This is a genomic window from Xanthomonas sp. BRIP62418 (genome assembly GCF_003993495.1).
Taxonomy (GTDB): Bacteria; Pseudomonadota; Gammaproteobacteria; order Xanthomonadales; family Xanthomonadaceae; genus Xanthomonas; species Xanthomonas euroxanthea.
Window position 1 is genome coordinate 275322 of record NZ_QEZG01000049.1, and the last position, 22301, is coordinate 297622.

The 22301-nt window shown below is 68.0% G+C and carries 22 protein-coding genes and 1 tRNA gene; 9 read left to right on the forward strand and 14 right to left on the reverse strand.

Annotated elements, in window-relative coordinates:
* Positions 1-65: 65 nt before the first annotated feature.
* From ychF to EO174_RS19640, 8 genes are all read right to left on the reverse strand, one after another.
* Positions 66-1157: a redox-regulated ATPase YchF gene (gene ychF / locus EO174_RS19605; protein WP_104582261.1), complete on the reverse strand. Its 1092-nt coding sequence runs from the start codon at positions 1155-1157 to the stop codon at positions 66-68.
* Positions 1158-1231: 74 nt separating this feature from the next.
* Positions 1232-1816, reverse strand: a complete 585-nt coding sequence (gene pth / locus EO174_RS19610; protein WP_126946781.1) for an aminoacyl-tRNA hydrolase — start codon at positions 1814-1816, stop codon at positions 1232-1234.
* Between the two features lie 49 nt (positions 1817-1865).
* Positions 1866-2501, reverse strand: a complete 636-nt coding sequence (locus EO174_RS19615) for a 50S ribosomal protein L25/general stress protein Ctc (RefSeq protein ID WP_104582259.1) — start codon at positions 2499-2501, stop codon at positions 1866-1868.
* 110 nt (positions 2502-2611) lie between these two features.
* Positions 2612-3571, reverse strand: coding sequence for a ribose-phosphate diphosphokinase (locus EO174_RS19620; RefSeq protein ID WP_104582258.1), 960 nt, complete (start codon positions 3569-3571; stop codon positions 2612-2614).
* Between the two features lie 153 nt (positions 3572-3724).
* A tRNA-Gln gene (locus EO174_RS19625) sits at positions 3725-3801 on the reverse strand.
* Between the two features lie 3 nt (positions 3802-3804).
* Positions 3805-4692 carry a 4-(cytidine 5'-diphospho)-2-C-methyl-D-erythritol kinase gene (ispE, locus tag EO174_RS19630; protein ID WP_115676527.1) on the reverse strand — a complete coding sequence of 296 codons (888 nt, stop codon included), beginning with the start codon at positions 4690-4692 and terminating at the stop codon, positions 3805-3807.
* Positions 4674-5327 (reverse strand): lipoprotein insertase outer membrane protein LolB, encoded by a 654-nt coding sequence (lolB, locus tag EO174_RS19635; RefSeq protein ID WP_126946784.1) that lies wholly within the window; start codon positions 5325-5327, stop codon positions 4674-4676. Before lolB ends, ispE begins: the two co-directional genes overlap by 19 nt.
* A complete protein-coding gene (locus EO174_RS19640; protein WP_126946786.1) occupies positions 5324-7012 on the reverse strand; it encodes a tetratricopeptide repeat protein in 1689 nt (562 codons plus the stop codon). The genes lolB and EO174_RS19640 overlap by 4 nt, the downstream gene beginning before the upstream one ends.
* Before the next feature lie 65 nt (positions 7013-7077).
* On the opposite strand from EO174_RS19640, the gene hemA reads away from it, so the two are divergent.
* The 5 genes from hemA to ppk2 all read left to right on the forward strand — a co-directional run bounded on the left by hemA (position 7078) and on the right by ppk2 (position 12871).
* Positions 7078-8376 (forward strand): glutamyl-tRNA reductase, encoded by a 1299-nt coding sequence (hemA, locus tag EO174_RS19645; protein WP_126946789.1) that lies wholly within the window; start codon positions 7078-7080, stop codon positions 8374-8376.
* Positions 8354-9439 (forward strand): peptide chain release factor 1, encoded by a 1086-nt coding sequence (gene prfA, locus EO174_RS19650; RefSeq protein ID WP_126946791.1) that lies wholly within the window; start codon positions 8354-8356, stop codon positions 9437-9439. Before hemA ends, prfA begins: the two co-directional genes overlap by 23 nt.
* Positions 9436-11142, forward strand: a complete 1707-nt coding sequence (locus EO174_RS19655; protein WP_126946794.1) for a tetratricopeptide repeat protein — start codon at positions 9436-9438, stop codon at positions 11140-11142. Before prfA ends, EO174_RS19655 begins: the two co-directional genes overlap by 4 nt.
* A gap of 397 nt (positions 11143-11539) precedes the next feature.
* Entirely contained in the window at positions 11540-12058 is a 519-nt protein-coding gene (moaB, locus tag EO174_RS19665; RefSeq protein WP_039530503.1) for a molybdenum cofactor biosynthesis protein B, read from the forward strand.
* Between the two features lie 30 nt (positions 12059-12088).
* Entirely contained in the window at positions 12089-12871 is a 783-nt protein-coding gene (ppk2, locus tag EO174_RS19670; protein WP_104582252.1) for a polyphosphate kinase 2, read from the forward strand.
* On the opposite strand, the gene EO174_RS19675 is transcribed toward ppk2, so the two are convergent.
* From EO174_RS19675 to EO174_RS19690, 4 genes are all read right to left on the reverse strand, one after another.
* A complete protein-coding gene (locus EO174_RS19675) occupies positions 12853-14079 on the reverse strand; it encodes a hypothetical protein (RefSeq protein ID WP_119129693.1) in 1227 nt (408 codons plus the stop codon). The genes ppk2 and EO174_RS19675 overlap by 19 nt on opposite strands.
* Positions 14080-14163: 84 nt before the next feature.
* Positions 14164-14430, reverse strand: a complete 267-nt coding sequence (locus tag EO174_RS19680) for an acylphosphatase (protein WP_126946797.1) — start codon at positions 14428-14430, stop codon at positions 14164-14166.
* Positions 14430-15038, reverse strand: a complete 609-nt coding sequence (locus tag EO174_RS19685; protein WP_126946800.1) for a TlpA disulfide reductase family protein — start codon at positions 15036-15038, stop codon at positions 14430-14432. Before EO174_RS19685 ends, EO174_RS19680 begins: the two co-directional genes overlap by 1 nt.
* Entirely contained in the window at positions 15035-16312 is a 1278-nt protein-coding gene (locus EO174_RS19690) for a YihY family inner membrane protein (protein ID WP_104582248.1), read from the reverse strand. Before EO174_RS19690 ends, EO174_RS19685 begins: the two co-directional genes overlap by 4 nt.
* Before the next feature lie 111 nt (positions 16313-16423).
* Between EO174_RS19690 and wrbA the strand changes: the two genes are divergently transcribed.
* The 4 genes from wrbA (at position 16424) to ybaK (ending at position 18411) form a co-directional block, all read left to right on the forward strand.
* Positions 16424-17020, forward strand: a complete 597-nt coding sequence (gene wrbA / locus EO174_RS19695) for an NAD(P)H:quinone oxidoreductase (protein WP_126946804.1) — start codon at positions 16424-16426, stop codon at positions 17018-17020.
* The gene (locus EO174_RS19700) at positions 17017-17361 is read left to right on the forward strand and encodes a DUF2069 domain-containing protein (RefSeq protein ID WP_126946807.1); all 345 of its coding nucleotides are present in this window, start codon (positions 17017-17019) and stop codon (positions 17359-17361) included. Before wrbA ends, EO174_RS19700 begins: the two co-directional genes overlap by 4 nt.
* 86 nt (positions 17362-17447) lie before the next feature.
* On the forward strand, positions 17448-17933 hold the full coding sequence (locus EO174_RS19705; RefSeq protein WP_016900703.1) for an asparaginase domain-containing protein: 486 nt from the start codon (positions 17448-17450) through the stop codon (positions 17931-17933).
* 4 nt (positions 17934-17937) lie between these two features.
* Positions 17938-18411: a Cys-tRNA(Pro) deacylase gene (gene ybaK, locus EO174_RS19710; protein ID WP_126946810.1), complete on the forward strand. Its 474-nt coding sequence runs from the start codon at positions 17938-17940 to the stop codon at positions 18409-18411.
* Between the two features lie 204 nt (positions 18412-18615).
* Here ybaK and EO174_RS19715 read toward each other — a convergent pair whose 3' ends face one another.
* Both EO174_RS19715 and EO174_RS19720 read right to left on the reverse strand, forming a co-directional pair.
* A complete protein-coding gene (locus EO174_RS19715) occupies positions 18616-20316 on the reverse strand; it encodes a S8 family peptidase (protein ID WP_126946813.1) in 1701 nt (566 codons plus the stop codon).
* A gap of 364 nt (positions 20317-20680) precedes the next feature.
* Positions 20681-22090, reverse strand: a complete 1410-nt coding sequence (locus tag EO174_RS19720) for a S8 family peptidase (protein ID WP_164739959.1) — start codon at positions 22088-22090, stop codon at positions 20681-20683.
* Positions 22091-22301: the final 211 nt, after the last annotated feature.

Here is a 22301-nt window from a genome sequence, read left to right on the forward strand (position 1 = left end):
AACAAAAATTTTGAACTCTTCGCCACTCCCGAAAGCGCGCGAGGACCAGCGCCGCGCGCACGGGATCAGACGTTGAAACGGAAGTGCAATACGTCGCCTTCCTGCACGCGATATTCCTTGCCTTCCAGGCGCAGACGCCCGGCATCGCGCGCACCGGCTTCGCCGCGATGCTTGATGAAGTCGTCAAAGCCGATCGTCTCGGCGCGAATGAAGCCCTTCTCGAAATCGGTATGGATCACCGCCGCGGCCTGCGGCGCGGTCGAGCCAGCCTTGACCGTCCACGCGCGCACTTCCTTGACGCCGGCCGTGAAGTAGGTCTGCAGGCCGAGCAGCTTGTAGGCGGCGCGGATGACGCGATTCAGGCCCGGCTCGTCCAACCCCAGATCGGCCAGGAAGGTGTCGCGGTCCTCGTCGTCGAGCTGCGACAGCTCTTCTTCGATCGCTGCCGAGACCGGCACCACTTCCGCACCCTCGGTCAACGCATGCTTGCGCACTGCCTCCAGGTGCGGATTGTTCTCGAAGCCGTCCTCAAGCACGTTGGCGATGTACATCACCGGCTTGAGCGTCAGCAGGAACAGGTCGCGCACCAGCGCCTTTTCATCCTCGTCCAGACCGGCTGCACGCCCGGCCTTGCCGTCGGCCAGCGCGGCCTGCAACTTGGCCAGCACCGGCTTGCGCGCCGCTGCGTCCTTGTCGCCGCCCTTGGCGCTGCGCTCGGCACGGTTGAGTGCCTTTTCCACGCTGTCCAGGTCGGCCAGCGCCAGCTCGGTATCGATGGTTTCAATATCGGCGATCGGGTCGACCTTGTTGTTGACGTGGATGACGTCGTCGTTTTCGAAGCACCGCACCACGTGGGTGATGGCATCGACCTCGCGAATGTGCGCGAGGAACTTGTTGCCCAGCCCTTCGCCGCTTGCCGCGCCCGCCACCAGGCCGGCGATGTCGACGAACTCGACCGCGGTCGGAATCAACTTCTGCGGCTTGACGATCTCAGCCAGCTGATTGAGGCGCGGGTCCGGCACCGGCACGATGCCGACATTCGGCTCGATGGTGCAGAACGGGAAATTGGCCGCAGCGATGCCCGCCTTGGTCAGCGCATTGAACAGGGTCGACTTGCCGACGTTGGGCAGGCCGACGATGCCGCATTTGATACCCATGGGTCACATCCGGGATTTGGGATTCGGGATTGGAGATTCGCAATGCCGCACGGCTGCAAATCCCCAATCCCCAATCACGCATCCCTGCTGGTATGCAGGCGCTTCATCGCCTCGTTGAAATTACCTTGCATTGCCAGCGGCAGCACGTCGATGGCGGCGTCCACTGCAGTCCCGATTGCCGCGTCGTCGTCGCGCCCTGCCCGTCCCAGCACCCATGGCACCACGCGGTCCTTGTGGCCGGGATGGCCGATGCCGACCCGCAGGCGGTGGAATTTGCCGTGCCCCAGCAGGCGGATGGTATCGCGCAGGCCGTTCTGGCCACCGTGGCCGCCATCGAACTTGAGCCGTGCGACGCCTGGCGCCAGATCCAGTTCGTCATGCGCAACGAGCAACTGCTCCGGCTCGATCTTCCAGAACCGCAACGCGGCGGTGATCGATTTGCCGCTGAGATTCATGAAGGTGGCCGGCTTGAGCAGCCAGACCGGCTGGCCGGCGATCTCGACCTTGGCGGTCTCGCCGAACAACTTGGCATCCAGCCCCCAACGCGCGCCATGGCGCTGGACAAGGGCATCGACGAAACGAAACCCGGCGTTGTGCCGGGTTTGCGCGTGTTCCGGACCGGGATTCCCGAGTCCGACAATCAGGCGGAGTGCAGACATGCCAGCGACCGCGGCCGATCCCACGCAGTGCGAAGGATCGGCCGACGGCTTATTTGGTCTCGGCGCCGTCGCTGCCTTCTTCACCGGCAGCGTCTTCTTCCTCGACCCGCACGTGCTTGGCAGCAACCACCGCCACGTCGTGCTCCTTGCCCAGCTTCAGCTCCGGAATTTCCACGCCGGCCGGCAGCTTGATCTCGGACAAGTGGATCACGTTGCCCACTTCCAGGGCGCCGAGGTCGACCTCGATGAACTCCGGCAGGTCCTTCGGCAGGCAGACCACCTGGACTTCGTTGAGCTCGTGGGTGACGACCACTTCGCTGGACTTGCCGGCCGGCGAGGTTGCCTCGTTGACGAAGTGCAGCGGCACAGCGGCACTGAGCTTCTCGTTGGCGCTGACGCGCTGGAAGTCGATGTGCATGATCAGCTGCTTGAACGGATGGCGCTGCATGTCACGCAGCAGCACCTGCTGCACGTCGCCATTGAGATTCAGGTCCAGGATCGACGAGTAGAACCACTCGTTCTGCTGGGCAAGCCAGATCTGCTCGTGGTTGAGCTGGATGCTGACCGGCTCGAGTTCGCCACCGTAGACGATGGCCGGAATGACGCCAGCGTGACGCAGGCGGCGGCTCGCACCCTTCCCCTCGTCTGCGCGGCGCTCGACCTTGATTTCGTGAGTCTTTGCCATGTTGTTTCACTACCTAGATTGGAATACCGCCTCGCGGCGATGAAGCGTCTCACCCGCGACCAGGAGAGACGTGGTACCGGCACCCGCACACTGCGGGCACCGAATGGGGTTCAGTCGACGTAGAGCGAACTCACCGATTCGCCGAAGGCGATGCGGCGAATGGTCTCGGCCAGCAGTTCGGCCACGCTCAGCTGACGAATCTTGGCGCAGGTGCGCGCAGCTTCGGTCAGCGGAATCGTGTCGGTGACCACCAGCTCGTCGAGCTGCGAATTGTTGATGTTGTCCACCGCCGGGCCGGACAGCACCGGGTGGGTGATGTAGGCCACGACCTTGAGCGCGCCGCGCTGCTTCAGCGCTGCGGCGGCTGCGCACAGGGTACCGGCGGTATCGACCAGGTCGTCGACCAGCACGCAGGTCTTGCCCTGCACGTCGCCGATGATGTTCATCACCGTGGCCACATTGGCGCGCGGACGACGCTTGTCGATGATGGCCAGATCCGCATCGTCCAGGCGCTTGGCGACGGCGCGCGCGCGCACCACGCCACCCACGTCCGGCGACACCACTATCAGGTTGTCGGTGCCATAGGCGCGCCAGATGTCGGCCAGCAGCAGCGGCGAGGCGTAGACGTTGTCCACCGGCACGTCGAAGAAGCCCTGGATCTGGTCGGCGTGCAGATCGACCGTCAGCACGCGGTCGGCCTCCATCGCGCAGATCATCTTGGCGGCAACCTTGGCGGTGATCGGCACGCGCGAGGAACGCATGCGGCGGTCCTGACGCGAGTAGCCGAAGTACGGGATGACCGCAGTCACCGAGGCGGCGCTGGCGCGCTTGAGCGCGTCGATCAGCACCAGCAGCTCCATCAGGTTTTCCGCACTTGGCGCGCAGGTCGGCTGGATCACGAACACTTCCTGCCGGCGCACGCTTTCCTCGATTTCGACCTGCACCTCGCCATCGGAAAAGCGCGTGACCAGCGCCTTGCCCATGCGAACGCCGAGCTCCTTGCAGATGCTCAGGGCAAGCGGCTTGTTGGCATTGCCGGAGAACACCAGCAGATTACGTTGGTCTTGCATGAGGTCTCTCGGGCGGCGGCGAAGAGCGTGCGGGCGATGGTTGAGCTGGACAAACCGACCAAATGCCGGGCTTTCCTTGAATCCCCGCACATGGAGGTGCGGGCTGTTGCAGAAGGATCTGCATATACGACTGTTGCAGAGGGATCTGCATATTGGCAGGGGCGGTAGGATTCGAACCTACGAATGCCAGGATCAAAACCTGGTGCCTTGGGCCTCTTGGCGACGCCCCTGCATCAAACCTGTCTCGCGTCCAGTGCGTCGAGCAGTGGCGAGTGCGCTGCACCTTCCACGACCCACGCCCTCAGGCTGCCCGGCAACTGCGCCATGGCCTGCTCTGCAGCAGCGCGCGTGGCGAATTCGACGAAACACCCGCCCCCTGACCCGGTCAAACGCGGCGTCCCGATCCTGGACAGCGCCTGGAACACTGCCTCGATGGCGGGTTCACGGCGCCGCAGGACCGGCTCGAACGCATTGTCGAGCAGAGAACCCGAAGCGAAGTCCGCTATTTTCACGGGCGCAGCATCCCGCGTCAATTCCCGTGACTGAAATAAGGCCGGGGTGGGCACGTGGATTCCCGGATCGACCAGCACATAGGACGCTGCCGGGAGGCTGATTGGCGTCAGTTGCTCGCCGACACCCTCGGCCCAGGCATTGTGCCCGCGCACGAACACTGGCACGTCGGCACCCAGCCGCAATCCCAGCCCGGCCAGCGTATCGACCGGCAAACCCAGGCCCCACAAGGCGTTCAGCGCGACCAGTACGGTGGCGGCATCCGACGAGCCCCCCCCGAAACCACCGCCGGCGGGGATGCGTTTGTCGACCCGGATGTCGGCGCCGGCCTGCGTGCCCGCGCTGGACTGCAGCAGGCGCGCGGCACGGATCACCAGGTCGTCGTCTTCCGCCACGCCGGGCAGGCTGTCGCCGATACGCCGGATCAGCCCGTCATCGCGCAGGCGAAGATGAATGGTGTCCCCCCAGTCCAGCAGCCGGAACACGGTCTGCAGCAGGTGGTAACCATCGGCGCGGCGCCCGACGATCCGCAGGAACAGGTTGAGCTTGGCCGGCGCAGGCCACGCCGACCAGCCCGCTTGCGCCGCAGGCATCAGGGCGACACCGCCCAGTGGTCGACCAGCAGACGCACCTTGGCCTCGCCATTGCGGGCTTCGATGCGCTGCGGCAGCTCGAGTTGGCCTTCGCCAGCCGGCGCCCAGGCGAGGAAATCGATCGTCCAGCCATCCTGCTGCACGGTGCGCGGCCGACCGGCTGCATCCAGGTCCACGCGTTCGGCGCCCGCGTCGGCGATGCGCAGCGCACGGACCCAGTCCGGCATCTGGTTGACCGGGATGGTCCAGCCGGTTGCTTCCAGCAGTACCTGCTCGGCATCGGGGCCGCTGCGCGGGCCACCCTCCAGTCCTTCCAGGCGTCCGGCGCCAGTGGTGGTGTCGCCGGTGAGCACCCAGCTCTGCCGGGTCACCGGCGCGCTGAGCTGCACGCGGTATTGCGCACCGTCCTGCTGCCAGTCGATACGGCCGCTCCCGCCCTGACTGCCCTTGCTGATCGCCACCCGGCCCTGGAACGACCAGTTCGGATGCGCCTGCAGCCAGGCCTGGCGCGCAGCTTCGGCCTGGCGCGCGTGCTCGGACACCTGCTCCACCACGGCCGCGCCACTGCCCTGCCCGCGCGGCACGCTGACGCAGGCCGACAGCCCGACCAGCACCAGCCCGCTCAGGGCCAGTGTTCGGATCGCCGTGCTCATAGGCCGAATTTTTCCGCGGCGCGTTGCAGCGCGCGGTTGTCCGGGTCCAGACGCCGCGCTTCATCGAAGTAGCGCCGCGCTTCGTCCTGCTTGCCGCTGACCCATAGCACCTCGCCCACATGCGCGGCGATTTCCGGGTCCTTGACCAGGGCCCAGGCACGGCGCAGCTGCACCAGGGCCTCCTTGGCGCGGCCCATGCGGTACAGCACCCAGCCGTAGCTGTCGACGATGGCCGGGTTGTCCGGGTCGGCGGTGCGGGCTCGGTCGATCAACGCCAGCGCTTCCTTGTAGCGGGTGGTGCGGTCGGCCAGGGTGTAGCCCAACGCATTCAGCGCCGCCACGTTTTCCGGCTCGGCGACCAGGATCTTGCGCAGGTCGGCCTCGGCACGTGCGACATCGTCGCGGCGCTCCCAGGCCAGGCCGCGGGCGTACAGCAAGGCTCCGTCGTCCGGATAGGCGGCCAGGCCGCGCTCGAAGGCATCCAGTTCGCCCGGTGCGTCGCCGGCGCGCTGGTGCAGCTCGGCCTCGAGCACATAGGCGTCGCGACGTGCGTCGTCGTCGGCAGTGGCATCGCTCTGCAAGGCGCGGACTTCGGCCAGCGCCTCGGGCTTGCGGCCCAACTCGTACAGCGCACTGGCGGCGCGCAGACGCGCTTCGCTCAGCTGCGGGCCGCCGGGTACGCCGCGATACCACTCCACCGCCTCGTCGTAGCGCTTGAGGAATTCGGCGATCTTGCCGAGCAGCAGGCGGCGGTCCGGGTCGGGCTTGGCGGCATTGCTCTTGAGCTCGCCGTACAGCGCCTCCAGCGCAGTGCGATCCTTTTCCTTGGCCAGCATGGAGGCGCGCAGCCCGTAGGTCTGGGTGTCCTGCGGCCCGGTCGACAGCACCCGCGCGGCGGCTTCGGTCTGCCCCATGGCATCGTAGGCAAAGGCCAGCGCGCCACGCAGCTCGGAATCCTTGACCGCCTGCGGCTCGACAGTCTTCAGCAGCGCCAGCGCCTCCTCGTTCTTGCCTTCCTGCTGCAGCTGGGTGGCGTGCAACAAGGCCACGCGCGGCTCCTCGGGGAAACGGCGCACCACTTCGTCGACGATGCGCTTGGCCAGCGCCGGGCGCTCCATGCGCAGGGCGAGCCGGCCGAACTCCTGCCAGGCTTCGATCTGGTTGGGAATGGCGCCGGCCTTGACCAGGTCCTCGAGCACGTCGGCCGAGGCTTCCGGCTCGCGTCCGCCATTGGCCAGGGCGATCAGGGCAAAGCGCCAGCCGCGCGGGTCGGATTCCCTGAGCAGGCCAAGCAGATCACGGCGGGCGGTCCGCAAGTCGTTGCGGCGCAAGGCCAGCGAGGCTTCGGTACTGCGCATGGACATCGACGACGGTGCGCGGGCACGCCACAACGCCAGGGCCTCGATCGCACGCGGGTCGTCGTTGGCCAGCATGGCGATGCGGGCAGCGCGCTCGGCCAGCCCGGCGTCGCCGGCCTCGGCCTTGGCGGCGTCCAGATAGGCGCGGGCGGCCTCGTCCAACTGCCCGGCCTGCAAGGCGAATTCGCCGGCGAGCACCGGCTCCAGCGAGGTGGTGCCGGCGCCCTTGGGCGGCGGCGCAGGCGGTGCTTTCTTGGGTACTGCGGCGGCACTGGTGGAGACTGCGACCAGCAGAAGAACACACAGGATGCGAATCGGTACAGGCATCGGGGGCAACCGGGCCGTAAAATGGGGCCCTGAATGGCCGCCAGCTTATCGCAAGCAACTGAACAATGACGTTGTGGGTGCTCGGACTGAATCACCAGACCGCACCTGTGGACCTGCGCGAACGCGCGGCGTTCGCAGGTGACGCGTTGCCGCGCGCGCTCGAATCCCTGCGCGCGTTGCCGCAGGTGCGCGAGGCCGCGTTGCTGTCCACCTGCAACCGCACCGAGCTGTATGCGATGGCCGACGACCCGCACAGCCTGGTGAGCTGGCTGGAAACCCACGCCCCTGGCTTGAGCGGCTATCTGTATCAGCATCAGGAGGAGCAGGCGGTACGCCACCTGTTCCGCGTCGCCACCGGGCTGGACTCGATGGTGCTGGGCGAGCCGCAGATCCTGGGCCAGGTGAAGGATGCCTGGGCAGTGGCGCGTGCGCACGGCGCGCTGGGAAGCGGACTGGACCGCTTGTTCCAGCAGACCTTCTCGGTGGCCAAGCGGGCACGCACCGATACCCGCGTTGGCGCCAACCCGGTGTCGGTGGCCTCCACCGCGGTGCGGCTGGCACAGGAATCCTTCGCACGGCTCAACGAATCCACCGTGCTGTTGATCGGCGCAGGCGAAACCATCGAGCTGGCCGCCAAGCATCTGAGCGAAGGCCGCGTGCGCCGCCTGTTGATCGCCAATCGCACGCTCGCCCATGCGCAGGCGCTGGCCAGCCAGCACGGCGGCTACGCACTGCCGCTGACCGATCTGGACCTCCACCTGGCCGAGGCCGACGTGGTGTTCTCGGCCACCGCCGCGCGCGAGCCGATCGTCACGCGCGCGCAGGTGGACCAGGCGCTGCGCGCGCGCAAACGCAAGCCGATGCTGCTGTTCGACCTGGCGGTGCCGCGCGATATCGAAGCCTCGGTAGCCGAGCTGGGCGACGCCTACCTGTACACCGTGGACGACCTGGAACGCGCGGTGGAAGACAACCGCCGTGGCCGCCGGGAAGCCGCCGACCAGGCCGAGGCCATCATCGACCTGCAGGTGGCACGCTATGTCGAAACGGTGCAGGCCAATGCGCGCCAGGCGCCGCTCAAGCGCTTGCGCGCGTTCGGCGACAGCACCCGCGACGAACTGCTGGCCAAGGCGCGCCAGCAATTGCACAACGGCAAGCCGGCCGACGAGGTGCTGGAACAGCTGGCGCACGCGCTGACCAACCGGCTGCTGCATCCGCCCACCGCCGCGCTGCGCGATGCTGCGCTCAACAACGACCTGGAATTGACCAGCGCGGCCGACCGGCTGTTCCCGGAAAAGCCCGGTTACCAACATCCCCCTGTCACTACCCCGATCGCGAGGACCGATGACGCCGACCCTGCGCCGTAAGCTCGAAGCGCTGGCCGAGCGCCGCGAAGAACTGCAGCACCTGCTCTCCGACCCCGATGTGGTCAGCAACAACGACAGGTTCCGCACGCTGTCGCGCGAACTGTCGCAGCTGGAGCCGGTGGCCGTGGCCCTGGAAGACGAGGCGCGTGCCAAGGCCGACCTGACCGCGGCCGAAGCGATGCGCAACGATCCGGAAATGCGCGAGCTGGCCGAGGAGGAGATCGCCGCCGCACAGGCGCGCCTGGAAGAACTGGATGCGCAACTGGCGTTGCTGCTGGTGCCCCGCGACCCGCGCGACGACGGCAACCTGTTCCTGGAAGTGCGCGCCGGCACCGGTGGCGACGAGGCGGCGATCTTTGCCGGCGACCTGTTTCGCATGTACGCGCGCTATGCCGAGCGCCAGGGCTGGAAGGTGGAGATCGAGTCCGACAGCCCCGGCGAGCACGGCGGCTACAAGGAGGTGGTGGCACGGGTGGTCGGACGCGGCGCGTATTCGCGGTTGAAGTTCGAATCCGGCACCCACCGTGTGCAGCGCGTGCCGGCGACCGAATCGCAGGGCCGCATCCACACCTCGGCGGCCACGGTGGCGATCATTCCCGAAGCCGACGACGTGGAAGAGATCGTGATCAACCCGGCCGACCTGAAAGTGGACACCTTCCGCTCCTCCGGGGCCGGCGGCCAGCACGTCAACAAGACCGAGTCGGCGATCCGCATCACCCACGTGCCCAGCGGGGTGGTGGTGGAATGCCAGACCGAGCGCAGCCAGCACGCCAACCGCGACAAGGCGATGAAGCGGCTGAAGGCGCAATTGGTGGAAGCCGAACGCAGCAAGGCGGCCGCCGCCGAAGCGCAGACGCGCAAGTTGCAGGTTGGCAGTGGCGACCGCAGCCAGCGCATCCGCACCTACAGCTTCCCGCAGGGGCGCATCACCGACCACCGCGTGGAAGGCCTGACGCTGTACGACCTGCCCAACATCATCGAAGGCGACCTGGATGCACTGATCGCACGCCTGCTGCACGAGCATCAGGCCGACGAACTGGCACGGTTGAGCGACAGCCCGTGAGTGCGCAGGTCCCGCGCGAGCTGCTGCAGCTGCGCGAGGCGGTGCGGCGCCAGCCGGGCGATTTCGTCGCCTGGCTGATGCTGGCCGATGCCGAACTCGGCATGGGCGCGATCGTTGCGGGCGAGGCCGCGGTGCAACGCGCGCTCGCGCTGCAGCCGGGCCACCCGGAAGCCGTGGCCCGGCTTGGCCGGGTGCGTTGGACGCAGCAACGGCACGCCGAGGCGGCAGCGTTGCTGCAGCAGGCATCGGACCTGGTGCCCCAGCATCCGGGCATCGCGTTATGGCTTGGGCATGCATTGGAAGATGCGGGCCAGGCCGAAGCTGCGGCGGCCGCGTATACGCGTGCGCATCAGTTGCTGCCCGACGAGCCGTACATCACTGCGCAACTGCTCAACTGGCGGCGCCGCCTGTGCGATTGGCGCGCGCTGGACGCACTTGCTGCGCAGGTGCGCAATGCCGTGGCGCAGGGCGCTGCGGCGGTGGAACCGTTCGCCTTCCTGAGCGAGGACGCCAGCGCAGCCGAACAGCTGGCATGTGCACGGACGCGCGCGCAGGCCGTCGCCGCGATGCTGCGCCCGCTGGCGCCGACTGCCGTGCGCAGCCGGGGTGCGCTGCGGCTGGGCTTCGTTTCCAATGGGTTTGGCGCGCACCCCACCGGCTTGCTGACGGTGGCGTTGTTCGAAGCGCTGAAGCGCCGGCAGCCGGCGCTGCAACTGCATCTGTTCGCCACCAGCCACGACGACCGCAGCGCGATCCGCACGCGCCTGGCGCACGCCACCACGCTGCACGATGTCACCACGCTCGGGCACCTGGCCACCGCGCAGCACATCCGCGACCAGGGCATCGATCTGCTGTTCGACCTGCGCGGCTGGGGCGGCGGCGGGCGCCCGGAAGTGTTCGCGCTGCGGCCGGCGCCGGTGCAGCTGAACTGGTTGGCCTACCCGGGCACATCGGGCGCGCCGTGGATGGACTACGTGCTGGGCGATGCCTTTGCGCTGCCGCCGTCGCTGGAGCCGTTCTATCGCGAGCGCGTGCTGCGCCTGAACGGTGCGTTCCAGCCGTCGGATACCTCGCGCGTGGTCGCCGAACCACCATCGCGGGCGCAGTGCGGCTTGCCCGAGCATGGCGTGGTGCTGTGCTGCTTCAACAATAGCTACAAGCTCAATCCACGCAGCATGGCGCGCATGCTGGCGGTGTTGCGCGCGGTGCCGGGCAGCGTGCTGTGGCTGTTGTCCGGGCCGGGCGAGGCCGACGCGCGCCTGCGTGCGGTGGCGCAGGCGCAAGGCGTGGATGCGCAGCGCCTGGTGTTCATGCCGAAGTTGCCGCATGCACAGTATCTGGCGCGCTACCGGCATGCCGACCTGTTCCTGGATACGCATCCGTACAACGCGCACACCACCGCCTCGGATGCGTTATGGGCGGGTTGCCCGGTGCTGACGACGCCCGGCGAGACGTTTGCCGCGCGCGTGGCCGGCAGTCTGAATCATCACCTGGGGCTGGATGAGATGAATGTGGCCGACGATGCCGCGTTTGTGGCCAAGGCGGTGGCGTTGGCGAGTGATCCAGCCGCGTTGAGTGCGTTGCGGGAGCGGGTGGCAGAGCGTCGGCGAGCGTCGGGCGTGTTCGATATGGATGGGTTTGCCGACGGGTTCGCCGACCTGATGCAAGCACTCGCGCGCCAACATGGTTGGCCAGGTAACTAGCGGCCTGCTTGCCTTTCCAAGGTAGATGGCTGTCTTCTGCTGTACCCCAACCCAACTCCCGCTCCGTGCCCCGGCCCGCGCTTGCGGCGCGGGCGCTCCAAGGCACGCGCGCCCAGCTGTGCCACCTCGCCCCTGCGGGAGAGGTGCTTAAAAGCGTCATTGAATTTCTTCGAGACCTTTTCAGGTCATGGAAACAACGTGCAGAGCGGCAGCGTGGCCGGGGATTGGCGGAGAGCGGCACACGGATGTGCCGCGGCGGCGAGTCAGACAGGATGTCTGCCGAGCCGAGGAGCCGATCCCCGGCCGCGCTGCCGCCCTAACCGAAGCCAGCAGCTGAGTTTTGCGGCTTCACGCCGTGGCGCTGTACCCGCGCGTCCCGGCTCGCTAGGCTTGCGGCATGCCTTCCAATCTCGACTTCATTCCCTTGCACCTGTGCGTGCTGACGGTGTCCGACAGCCGCACGCTGGCCGATGACCGCTCCGGCGACTATCTGGTCGATGCCCTGACTCACGATGGTCACGTGCTGCACGAGCGCGCCCTGTGTCCGGACGACCGTTACCGCATGCGCGCGATCGTCTCTGCGTGGATCGCCGACGCGCAGGTCGACGGCATCCTGATCACCGGCGGCACCGGCTTTACCGGCCGTGACAGCACGCCGGAGGCAATCACGCCATTGCTGGACAAGACCATGCCCGGTTTCGGCGAATTGTTCCGCGCGGTCAGCGTCGACGAAATCGGCACCTCGTCGCTGCAGTCGCGCGCGTTTGCGGGGCTGGCCAACCACAGCTTCGTGTTCTGCCTGCCCGGCTCCACCTCGGCCTGCCGCACGGCCTGGGAAAAGATCGTGCGTGCGCAGCTTGATGCACGTACCAAGCCCTGCAATCTGGCGACACTGCGTCCACGCCTGGGCGAATAGCCTGCGCGCTTCACCGCTGTCGGAACGCGCATGTCGCACCTGAAACGCAAGGCCTACAAGAAGCTGTTGGCACCGCTGCAGCTGGAACTGGTCAACATGGCCCGCTGGCTGCGCCACACCAACCAGCGCGCGCTGGTGCTGGTGGAAGGCCGCGACACCGCCGGCAAGGGCGGCGTGATCCAGGCCATCGCCAGCCATCTGAACCCGCGCCAGTGCCGGGTGGTGGCATTGCCGACACCCAACGACCGCGAAAGCACGCAATGGTATTTCCAGCGCTATGTGGCGCACCTGCCCGCGGCGGGCGAGTTGGTGCTGATGGATCGCAGCTGGTACAACCGCGCCGGCGTGGAACGGGTGATGGGCTATTGCACCGACGCCCAGTACGAAGCGTTCCTCGATCAGGCGCCGCGTTTTGAACAACTGCTGGTCGACGACGGCATCCTGCTGTTCAAGTACTGGCTGTGCGTGGATCAGGCCGAGCAGGAACAACGCTTTGCCGAACGCCAGGAAGATCCGCTCAAGGGCTGGAAGTTGTCGCCGGTGGACCTGCAGTCACGCAGCAAGTACGAGGACTACACCGCCGCGCGCGAGCGCATGCTAGAGGTGACGCATACGCCGGACGCACCGTGGACGCTGGTGGATTTCAACGACCAGAAGCGGGGCCGACTGAGTCTGATCCGCAACCTGCTGGATCGGCTCCCGGACATCGCGGTGCCCGATGACACGCTGCAGCTGCCACCGCTGGATGGCAAGCCGCACAAGGAACGTTACGGAGTACTGGAACCGATCGACGATTACGCCGGCCAGTCCTGAGATATCTCGTCGCTGGCCGTGGCGCGTGGCAGGGGATACAGGCCGGACTGGCGTTCGGCCTGTTCGGCCTGCAAGACCAGCTGGCTCAGGCGCTGACTGAACAGCTGCATGAACCCGCGGTGCAGCGGGCGCATCGCTTCGATGTAATCCACATCGTCAGCCTGCGGACCGAGCGGGCTGCAGGACGATAGCAGCACTTCGTCCAGGCGCAGCGCGCTGTCGGGCAGACGCACCAGCGCGGCGCGGCGCAACCAGTCGCGCATGCCCTGGCGGTACTCGGCGGCCAGGATGTAGGCCACTTCGACCTGATCCAGGTCCACGTCCGGATTCCACGCCAGCACCTGGATGACCTGCGAGCGCTCGTCCAGCATGCGGCTTTCGGCAACCAGGCCGTGCAATTGCTGCAGCAGACGCCATTGGACGCCGGCGGCTTCGCGTTGCGGGGCCGGCAGGCTTTCGATCGCCAGCGCCAGGCGGCGTGCGAACAGTGCAGGCACCTCGGCCAGGACGACCGGGCCGGCATCGGCGCCGAGCAGGAAACGTTCGGTGCGCAGCGTGGCGGTGTCGGGCAGGTAGCCGTCCTGCAGCGGCCGCATCACGCCATGGTCGAGCAGCGACAGCACCACATCCAGCCAGTAGCGACGCTCCTGTTGCAGCGCGCGGTTGGCGGTGGCGTTCTGCCAGGCCGGACGGACATCGTCCAGACGCGCGATGCAGGCCTGGGCATCGAGGTTGTCCCAGGGCGCACGGGTGGCGTCGTTGGGATCGAAATTTTCCACGCTGAGCATGCCGCCGCCGAAACGGTGCCAGGCTGCGCCGCGCTGGGTGCCGGCAGGATCGGGCCTGGACGCGGTCATCGGCGCGGCGGTGGCCGGGCGCAACAGGGCAGCATAGGCATCTGCCCAGGAATCGGGCAGACGCGCCGACAGCGGATAGCCAGCCGCCGACGGGCCCAGGCCGCGACGAGCAAGTTTCAGGCTCCACAGCACCGCACCGATCGCGATGCCGCCGAAGATCCAGGCCAGCAGCCAGCTGGTGGCCGCCTGCCCAGGCTGCAGCACACGGGTCTGCGGCTGCAGGAACAACAACCAGCCGCTGCCCGCCACGACGCCCAGGTACAGCCATGGCGCAAGCTGCGCCAGGCGGCGGTTGCGATGGTGGGCAGGCGGTTCGTGCCCGTCGGTGTGATCTTGAGATGGAGCGGCCATATAGTTCCCCTGCGCGCCTGATCGCGCTGACAAGGTTATCGGCGACGCATCGCAAGTCTGTTGGCCTGCGCCGGCGGCAGCGACTCAGCCAGTTACACATTCTTCAGTCGGCGGCTGCGCGCAGGGCATGCGTGTCACCGCCGCGACCCGGGCCGCCGGCGGGCCTTGCCATAACCAGGTCTCCAGCGCATCCAGGGCGGAGTCGGTCCCGGCAGCGACCACCTCCACACTGCCGTCGGGCAGGTTGCGCGCGTGTCCACGCAGGCCCAGCGCAACCGCGCGCTCGCGGGTGGCCGCACGGAACCACACACCCTGCACCACGCCGGTGACGATAAAGTGCGCCGCCTGCATCAGCCGGCCTTGCCGGTGATGCCGACCGCGGTTTCGATGTCGCGCGCGGTGACCGGGCCGAGGAACTGCTTGGCAACCTTGCCGTCCGGACCGATCAGATACGTCATCGGCAACCCGCGCGGCGTGGCGAAGTCCTGGGGCGGCTGGTAGGGGTCGAGGACGGCGATCGGGTACGACACCGGGTGGTCCTTCAGGAACGCCTGCATGTCGGCGCTGCTGATGTCTTCATAGGCCAGGCCCACCACCTCGATGGTGTCGCGCATGGTGTGCAGCGCCGACAGCTCGGGCATCTCCTTCAGGCACGGCGCGCACCAGGTGGCCCAGAAATTGACCACCACCCACTTGCCGCGATGCGCGGCCAGGTCGTAGGCCCCGCCGGTCACGGTCGGCAGCGACAGCTTGGGCATCTCGGCGGTCTGCTGCACCACCGAGGAGTCGGTCGCGCCTGCCGGGTCGGCGGGGGCGGCAGGGGTTTGCGGCGTCTGCGCGGTGGGCGCAGGCGCTGCACCGCCCGCAGCGGGCGTGCCCTCGCTGGCGGGCTTGCAGGCGGTCAGCAGCAACAGCGGCAACAGCAGCGCACAGGCGCCGCGCACGAGGCGCACGGTCATGAGGGGTCTCCGGGAAGGTGGGTGTAGAGGTCGCCGACCGGTTGCGCCAGCACGCTGCGCAAGGGTTGACGCAGTTGTTCCAGCGCAGCGGACGCGGCCTGGCCGTAGGCATCGTCGCGGCACGGCAGGGGGCGGTCTTCGATCGGCACGCGCAGCTGGCAGTTTTCGTAGAGTTCGGCCAGCGGCACCACGTCCAGATCGCGCGCCAGCAGCCATTGGCCGCGCTCGTCGCGGCGCAGCAGGCGGATGCGTTTGAGTTCGCACAGCAACTCCTGCATCAGCGTGTCGGTGAGCATCGGCTCCAGCGCCAGGATGCGGTCTTCGTCCAGCCCGTTGCCATGGATGCGTGCCTGGCGGAAACGACCAAGCAGGCGCAGCAGGCCATAGATCTCAAAGCCCGGCGGCAACCGCATCGCTTCGGGCTGGTAGCGAAACGCAGACATCGACGAGGCCAGCGAAGCGCCCAGCAGCACCGACACCCAGCTCAGATAGATCCACAGCAGCAGGATCGGCAGCGCCGACAGTGCGCCGTAGATGCGCTGATAGGTCTGGAAGTTGCCCAGATAGAAGCCGAAGCCCCATTTGACGATCTCCATCAGGATCACCGCCAGCAATGCGCCCGGCAGCGCGTGCCGCAGGCGCACCGCATGCTGCGGCACCACGCGGTAGATCAGCACGATGCAGACGAACTCCACCGCCATCGGCGCCAGCCGCCAGGCGAATTCGGCCAGCCACTGGCCTTCGGTGGTGCGGAACAGCGGCAGTGCGAACACGTAGGCGGCCATCGCCATCGAAGCCGCCGCCAGCATCGTGCCCAGGGTCAGCACCGTCCAGTAGATCAGGAAGCGGGTCACCTTCGGCCGTGCGGCGGCCACCCGCCAGATGCTGTTGAAGGTCTGCTCGATGCTGTGCAGGGTGATCAGCAGCGAGGCCACCAGCGCGACCATGCCGGCCACGGTGAACTTGCCCAGATCTTCCAGCGAACGGTTGAGGTAGTTCTGCACCGAACGCGCCGCGCCGGGCACGAAGTTGTTGAAGATGAAGTCGGTCAGCGCGTCCTTCCATTCGTTGAAGGCCGGAAACGCCGACAACACGCCGAACACCACGATCGCCAGCGGCACCAGCGCGAACACTGTGGTGTAGGCGAGCGAGGCGGCCGCCTGGAACAGGCGGTCATCGAGAAAGCGGCGCCACAGGAAGCGCCCGAAGCTCACGGTCCGCGCGCGGTCGCGCAGCCGTTCCTTCCATTGGTGGAGTTTGTTCACGCGCGACATCGCGCAAGGGTACCCGATGCGCCGTCATCGCGGCCTTGCCGCAGCCGCAGCGTGCAGCGAGGTGGTGGCTTGGCCGATACTGCGGCAACTTACACAGGCGGTGGATGCGCGATGGCGGAGATTCTGGTGCTGTATTACAGCCGTGGCGGTTCCGTGGCGCGGCTGGCGCGGCAGATCGCGCGCGGCATCGGCGAAGTGCCCGGCATGAGCGCGCGGCTGCGCACGGTGCCGCCGGTGGCGGCAGTGACCCAGGCCAGCGCCCCGCCGGTGCCGGACGAGGGCGCGCCGTATGTGGACAAGGCCGATCTGGCCGAGTGCAGCGGGCTGCTGCTGGGCAGCCCGACCCGCTTCGGCAACATGGCCGCGCCGATGAAGCATTTCCTCGATAGCCTGGGCGCCGAATGGGCCAGCGGCACCCTGGCCGGCAAGCCGGCAGGCGTGTTCACCTCCACCGCCGCGATGCACGGCGGCCAGGAATCCACCTTGCTGTCGATGCACCTGCCGCTGCTGCACCACGGCTGCCTGATCGTCGGCATTCCGTTCACCGAGCCGGCACTCAGCCACACCACCAGCGGCGGCACGCCCTACGGCGCCAGCCATGTCTCCGGTGCCGGAGGCGACCCGCAGCCGAGCGAGGACGAAGCCGTGCTGGCGCGTGCGCTGGGCCGGCGGGTGGCCGACATCGCCCGGCGCCTGGCCAGCCAGTGAGCCTGCGCGCCACGCATTGGCTGCTGACCGCCGCGCTGCTCGCGCTGACGGTGTTGTTCGTGACCTGGTTTCACGACGACCGCCACCGCGCCGCAGCGCTGCTGGTGTTTGCACTGCCGCCGGCGCTGATGGCCGCGCTGGCGCTGCGCAGCGCGCGCGCGCGTTTCTGGGCCGGCGTGTTCGCGCTGGGCTGGTTCAGTCACGGCGTGATGGCCGCCTGGAGCCAGCCGCAGGCGCGTGCACTGGCCTGGCTGGAAGTGCTGCTGGCCCTGCTCGTGGTGGCACTGGTGGGTGGCCCCGGGATGGCGGCGCGCTTCGGCCGCCCTCGCCCTCCGCGTTGACCCGGCTTGGGCAGCGCACGCGCCGGGGTCGTATCATGACGGCCCTCGCGCGGCCTGCACCGCGCCCGTTTGAAGGACTGGCAGCAATGGAAGACCTCCTGATCGTCACCACCGGTGGCACGATCGACAAGATCTACTTCGACGACAAATCGGACTACCAGATCGGCGACCCGCAGATCGGCCAGATCCTCAAGGAACTGGGCGTGACCTTCCGCTTCTCGGTGATCCCGATCATCCGCAAGGATTCGCTGCACATCACCGATGCCGACCGCGAACTGGTGCGCGCCACCATCGCCGCCCAGCCGACGCGCCACGTGCTGATCACCCATGGCACCGATTCGATGGTGGAAACCGGCAAGGTGCTGCAGTCGATCGCCGACAAGACCATCGTGATGACCGGCGCGCTCAATCCGGCGCGCTTCCGCGGCTCGGATGCCGAGTTCAATATCGGCTGCGCGGTCGGCGCGGTGCAGTCGCTGCCGGCCGGCGTGTACATCGCCATGAACGGGCGCATCTGGAATCCGGAAAAGGTGCGCAAGAACGTCGCCGCCAACCGCTTCGAGTCGCTCTGACGCCATGAGCAAGGCCACCCGCGCGACCAGGGCCCTGGATGCGGCCGGCGTGGCCTATGTGTTGCACCCCTACGTGTACCAGGCCGATGCGGACGCCAAGGGCGTGCAGGCGGCAACCGCCCTGGGGCTGGCGCCGCACACGGTGCTGAAGACACTGATGGCCTGGGTCGACGACCAGGCCGTATGCGTGGTGATCCCGTGCGATCGCCGGGTGTCGTTGAAGAAACTGGCCAGTGCCTGCCACGGCAAGTCCGCGCGCATGATGGAGGTGGCCGATGCCGAGCGTCGCACCGGCTACAAGGTCGGCGGCATCAGCCCGCTCGGGCAACAACGCCAGGCGCCGGTGCTGATCGAAGCCAGCGCACTGGATGTCCCGTCGCTGTGGATCAACGCCGGGCAACGCGGTTTGCTGCTGGAATTGCCGGGCGACGGCATCGTCGCCGCATTGCAGGCGCGGCCCTGCAGTGTCTGCGACTAGACGCGGCGATCCCCGTGCCGCGTGCATGTCGGCTGGTGCCGGCCAGCACCTGGGACATGCAAAAAGTGCCTTCTGCTTGCGGCAGCGATCACGCACGTGCCAGGAGACGTGAGTGGTGCGCCGGTGCCACGTGCCCGACGCGCGATCACGCGCATAGGCCGGGCGCAGCCCTGCACCCACCGGCGCGCAGGGCCGCGCGCACGTTCAGTACGTGGCCACCAGCGTGACCGCCGAAAATGCCAGCGTGGCCTTGAGCCGCACGTAATACACCCCTGCCGCAGGCGCGGTCAGCGTGCAGCTGTCGGCGTTGCCCACCACCGCGGCACGGCAGCCATAGGCGGTATCGCTGGGCAATGCGCCGGCGCGCAGCGACAGATCGGCATTGCCGCTGCCTCCGCTGAGCGCCACCCGCAGGCTGCGCGTGCCCGCGGGCACATTGACCTGGTAATACAGCGAACCACCGGTCGCCGCGGCCAGGCCGCTGCGCGCTGCTTTGCTGGTCAGGGTGGTCGAGGCGATCACCGCAGCCACCGCACCATCGGCATTGACCAGCCCTGCCCCGCACCCCTGCGGACATGCCACCGGCAATGCACGCGCAGTGCTCTTGAGCATGGCTTCGACGCTGGCCGCACTGAGCGGATTGAGCGCCACCGACTGCATCAACGCCACCACGCCGGCCACGTGCGGCGCCGCCATCGAGGTGCCGCTGTAGACCGCGTAACTGGGATTGCCCGCCGCGGTGGTGCCGCTGTTGAGCGTGGACAGAATCGCCTGGCCGGGAGCGGCGATATCCACGCCCTTGCCGAAGTTGGAAAAACTGGCCTTGGCCCCGGACGACGTGGTCGCGGCCACCGCGATCACGTTCGGGCAATTGGCCGGCACGCTGTTGGAGACATCGACATTGCTGTTGCCGGCGGCCACCACCACGCTGGTGCCGCGTGACACCGCGCTGGCGATCGCATTGCTCAAGGTGGTCGAACAGGTGCCGATGCCACCCAGCGACAGGTTGATCACCTTGGCCGGGGTCGGATTGGCCGGCACACCGGACACCGTGCCGCCGGAGGCCCACACGATCGCATCGGCGATATCGGACAGATAACCGCCGCAACGGCCCAGTACGCGCACCGGCAGCACCTTGGCATTGAATGCCACGCCTGCCGTGCCGGTGCCATTGTTGGCGGCGGCCGCGACGATGCCGGCCACATGGGTGCCATGCCAGCTGGAGCTGGACGCACTGGCACCGCTGCCGCAGTCGTTGGCCGCGGCCCAGTCGCCCACATCGGCGGCGCTGGTGTCGCGTGCGTTGCCGTCGCGGGCGATGAAGGCGTCGCTGATGAAGTCGTAGCCGGCCAGTACATTGGCCGACAGCTCTGGATGCGTGGTGACGCCGGTATCGATCACGGCCACCACCGCGCCCTTGCCGGTCGCCTTGTCCCAGGCCGGCCGCACGTTGATGCCGGCGGTCGTGGTGCCCAGCGCCCATTGCTCGGGCAGGCGGGTGTCATTCGGCACCAGCATCGGGCGCATCAGCATGTCCACTTCCACGCGCTTGACCGACGGGTCGGCCGCCAGACGCCGCATCAGCGTTTCCGCATCCACCCGGTCCAGCGCACGGTCGGCCACCAGCAGTTGCGGCCCGACGCCCAGCCAGCGCGACGACGACAGGCCGAGCGCGCGCCCGCGCCGCGCCGGCACTGCGCGGGCGATCTCGCGCAGCGAGCCGCTCAGACGCCCGCCACGGTTGCCGGCGCTGCTGTCCTTGTAGCTGACGATGAAACGCTGATGAGCCGACGCCGAGCCCAGCCCCTGCAGGCTGACATCGCCGGCGAACGCGGGCGCAGCGCCGCACAGCAGTGCACAGGCCAGCGCGACATGGCGCAACCCTTTGAATGATAGATGGTGCATGGATCGACCCCTCCCCAAGATGTCGTGGTGCAAACGCGGGCACAGGTGTGCCGCTTCGCATCGTGGTGAGGCGCGCCGACTGGCGTCGCTGCCCACCTGCCCACGCTATCGACCCGGTACGAGCGGACCTGAGCGGGGATGGCCGGCCAGACGTGGCGAACCATGGGGTTCGTTAAGGCGGCCGCTTGAAGAGCAGATGCCGGCGACGACCGGAACTGCGCCGACCTGCCCTCCCCGTACACCTCAAAAACGCCATTGCCCCGCGTTTTGGCGGGGCAATGGGGATACCAAGCGTGCTGCAGCCACGCTGCATCACGCAGACCGACGCGATGCCAACGGTCCGGCCGCTGGCACCGCGCGTGGCTTACGGGGTCTGGCTGACGGCACCGGCCGCGTTGACGATGCCGGCACCGCAGCCACCCGAGCAGGCGCCCGGCAGCGGACGGGCGGTGTTCTTCAACAGGGTTTCCACCGCCGCCGGGGTCAACGGACGGCTGGCCGCCGACTGCACCAGCGCCACCACGCCGGCCACGTGCGGGGCCGCCATCGAGGTGCCGTTGTAGGAAGCGTAGCTGGCGCTGCCCGGCGTGGTGGTGCCGCTGTTGAGCGTGGACAGGATCGCCGAGCCGGGGCCGGAGATGTCGATGGTGCTGCCGAAGTTGGAGAAGCTCGAACGCGCCCCGGCCGAGGTGATCGACGCCACCGAGATCACGTTGGCGCAGCTGGCCGGGGTGAAGTTGGCCACGTTGGCATTGCTGTTGCCGGCCGCCACCACCACCGTGGTGCCGCGCGACACCGCGCCGTTGATGGCGTTCTGGTAGGTGCTGGAGCAGGTGCCGTTGCCGCCCAGCGACATGTTGATCACCTCGGCCGGGTTGGCGTTGGCCGGCACCCCGGACACGGTACCGCCGGACGCCCAGACAATCGCATCGGCGATGTCGGAGGTGGTGCCGCCGCACAGGCCCAGCGCACGCACCGGCACGATGCGCGCATTGAACGCGGTGCCGGCCACACCGGTGCTGTTGTTGGTGACCGCGGCGATGGTGCCGGCCACGTGGGTGCCATGCCAGCTGGAGTTGGCCGCTGCCACGCCGGAGCCGCATTGGTTGGCAGCGCGCCAGTCGCCCTGGTCGGCCGGATTGCTGTCGCGACCGTTGTTGTCGCGCGCGCGTGCCGCGTCGCTGATGAAGTCGTAGCCCGGCAGCACGTTGGCATTGAGGTCCGGGTGGCTGGTGATGCCGGTGTCGATCACCGCCACCACCACGCCGGTGCCAGTGGCCGTATCCCAGGCCGGACGCACGTTGATGCTCGAGGCGGTGGTGCCGAAGCCCCACTGCTCGGACAGACGGGTGTCGTTGGGGGTCAGCGTCGGGTACATGATCTGGTCGACTTCCACGTACTCCACGCTCGGGTCGGCGGCGATCCGGCGCATCAGCGTCTCGGCCTCGGCGCGGTCCAGGCCACGGTCGGTCTTGAGCACTTCCGAGCCCAGCGCGGTGCGACGCACGTGATTCAGGCCCAGCGCACGGCCGGCGCGTGCGGGCACGGCGGTGGCGACCGACTTGAGCGATGCACGCATCGAGGTCGGGCTCACCGCGGCGCTGGAACCGTCCCTGTACTTGACGATGAAGCGATCCAGGGTGGGCTGCGAATCCAGGCCGGAAAGATTGACCTGACCGGCAAACGCCGGCACCGCCAGCAGCGAGGTCAGCGCGGACACACCCAGGACCACCAGCGCGCGCGTGGGCGCACGACGTTGCGACACATTGGACATCGATCGTTCCTTATTTGAGAGGGTGCCGCAGGTGCGGCGAGATGGCCGAACCATCCCCGCGTGCTGCGGATCGGGTCGGGCAGTGCACGGGCGCGTGCGCCCGGCGAGACGACTGACCGATGTCCATTCCGGTCGAGCGGCAACACATCACCGGCGCCTGCCGATGCGGCAGACGTGGGCGATACGTCGCTGATGGGGTAAAGCCGCTCTG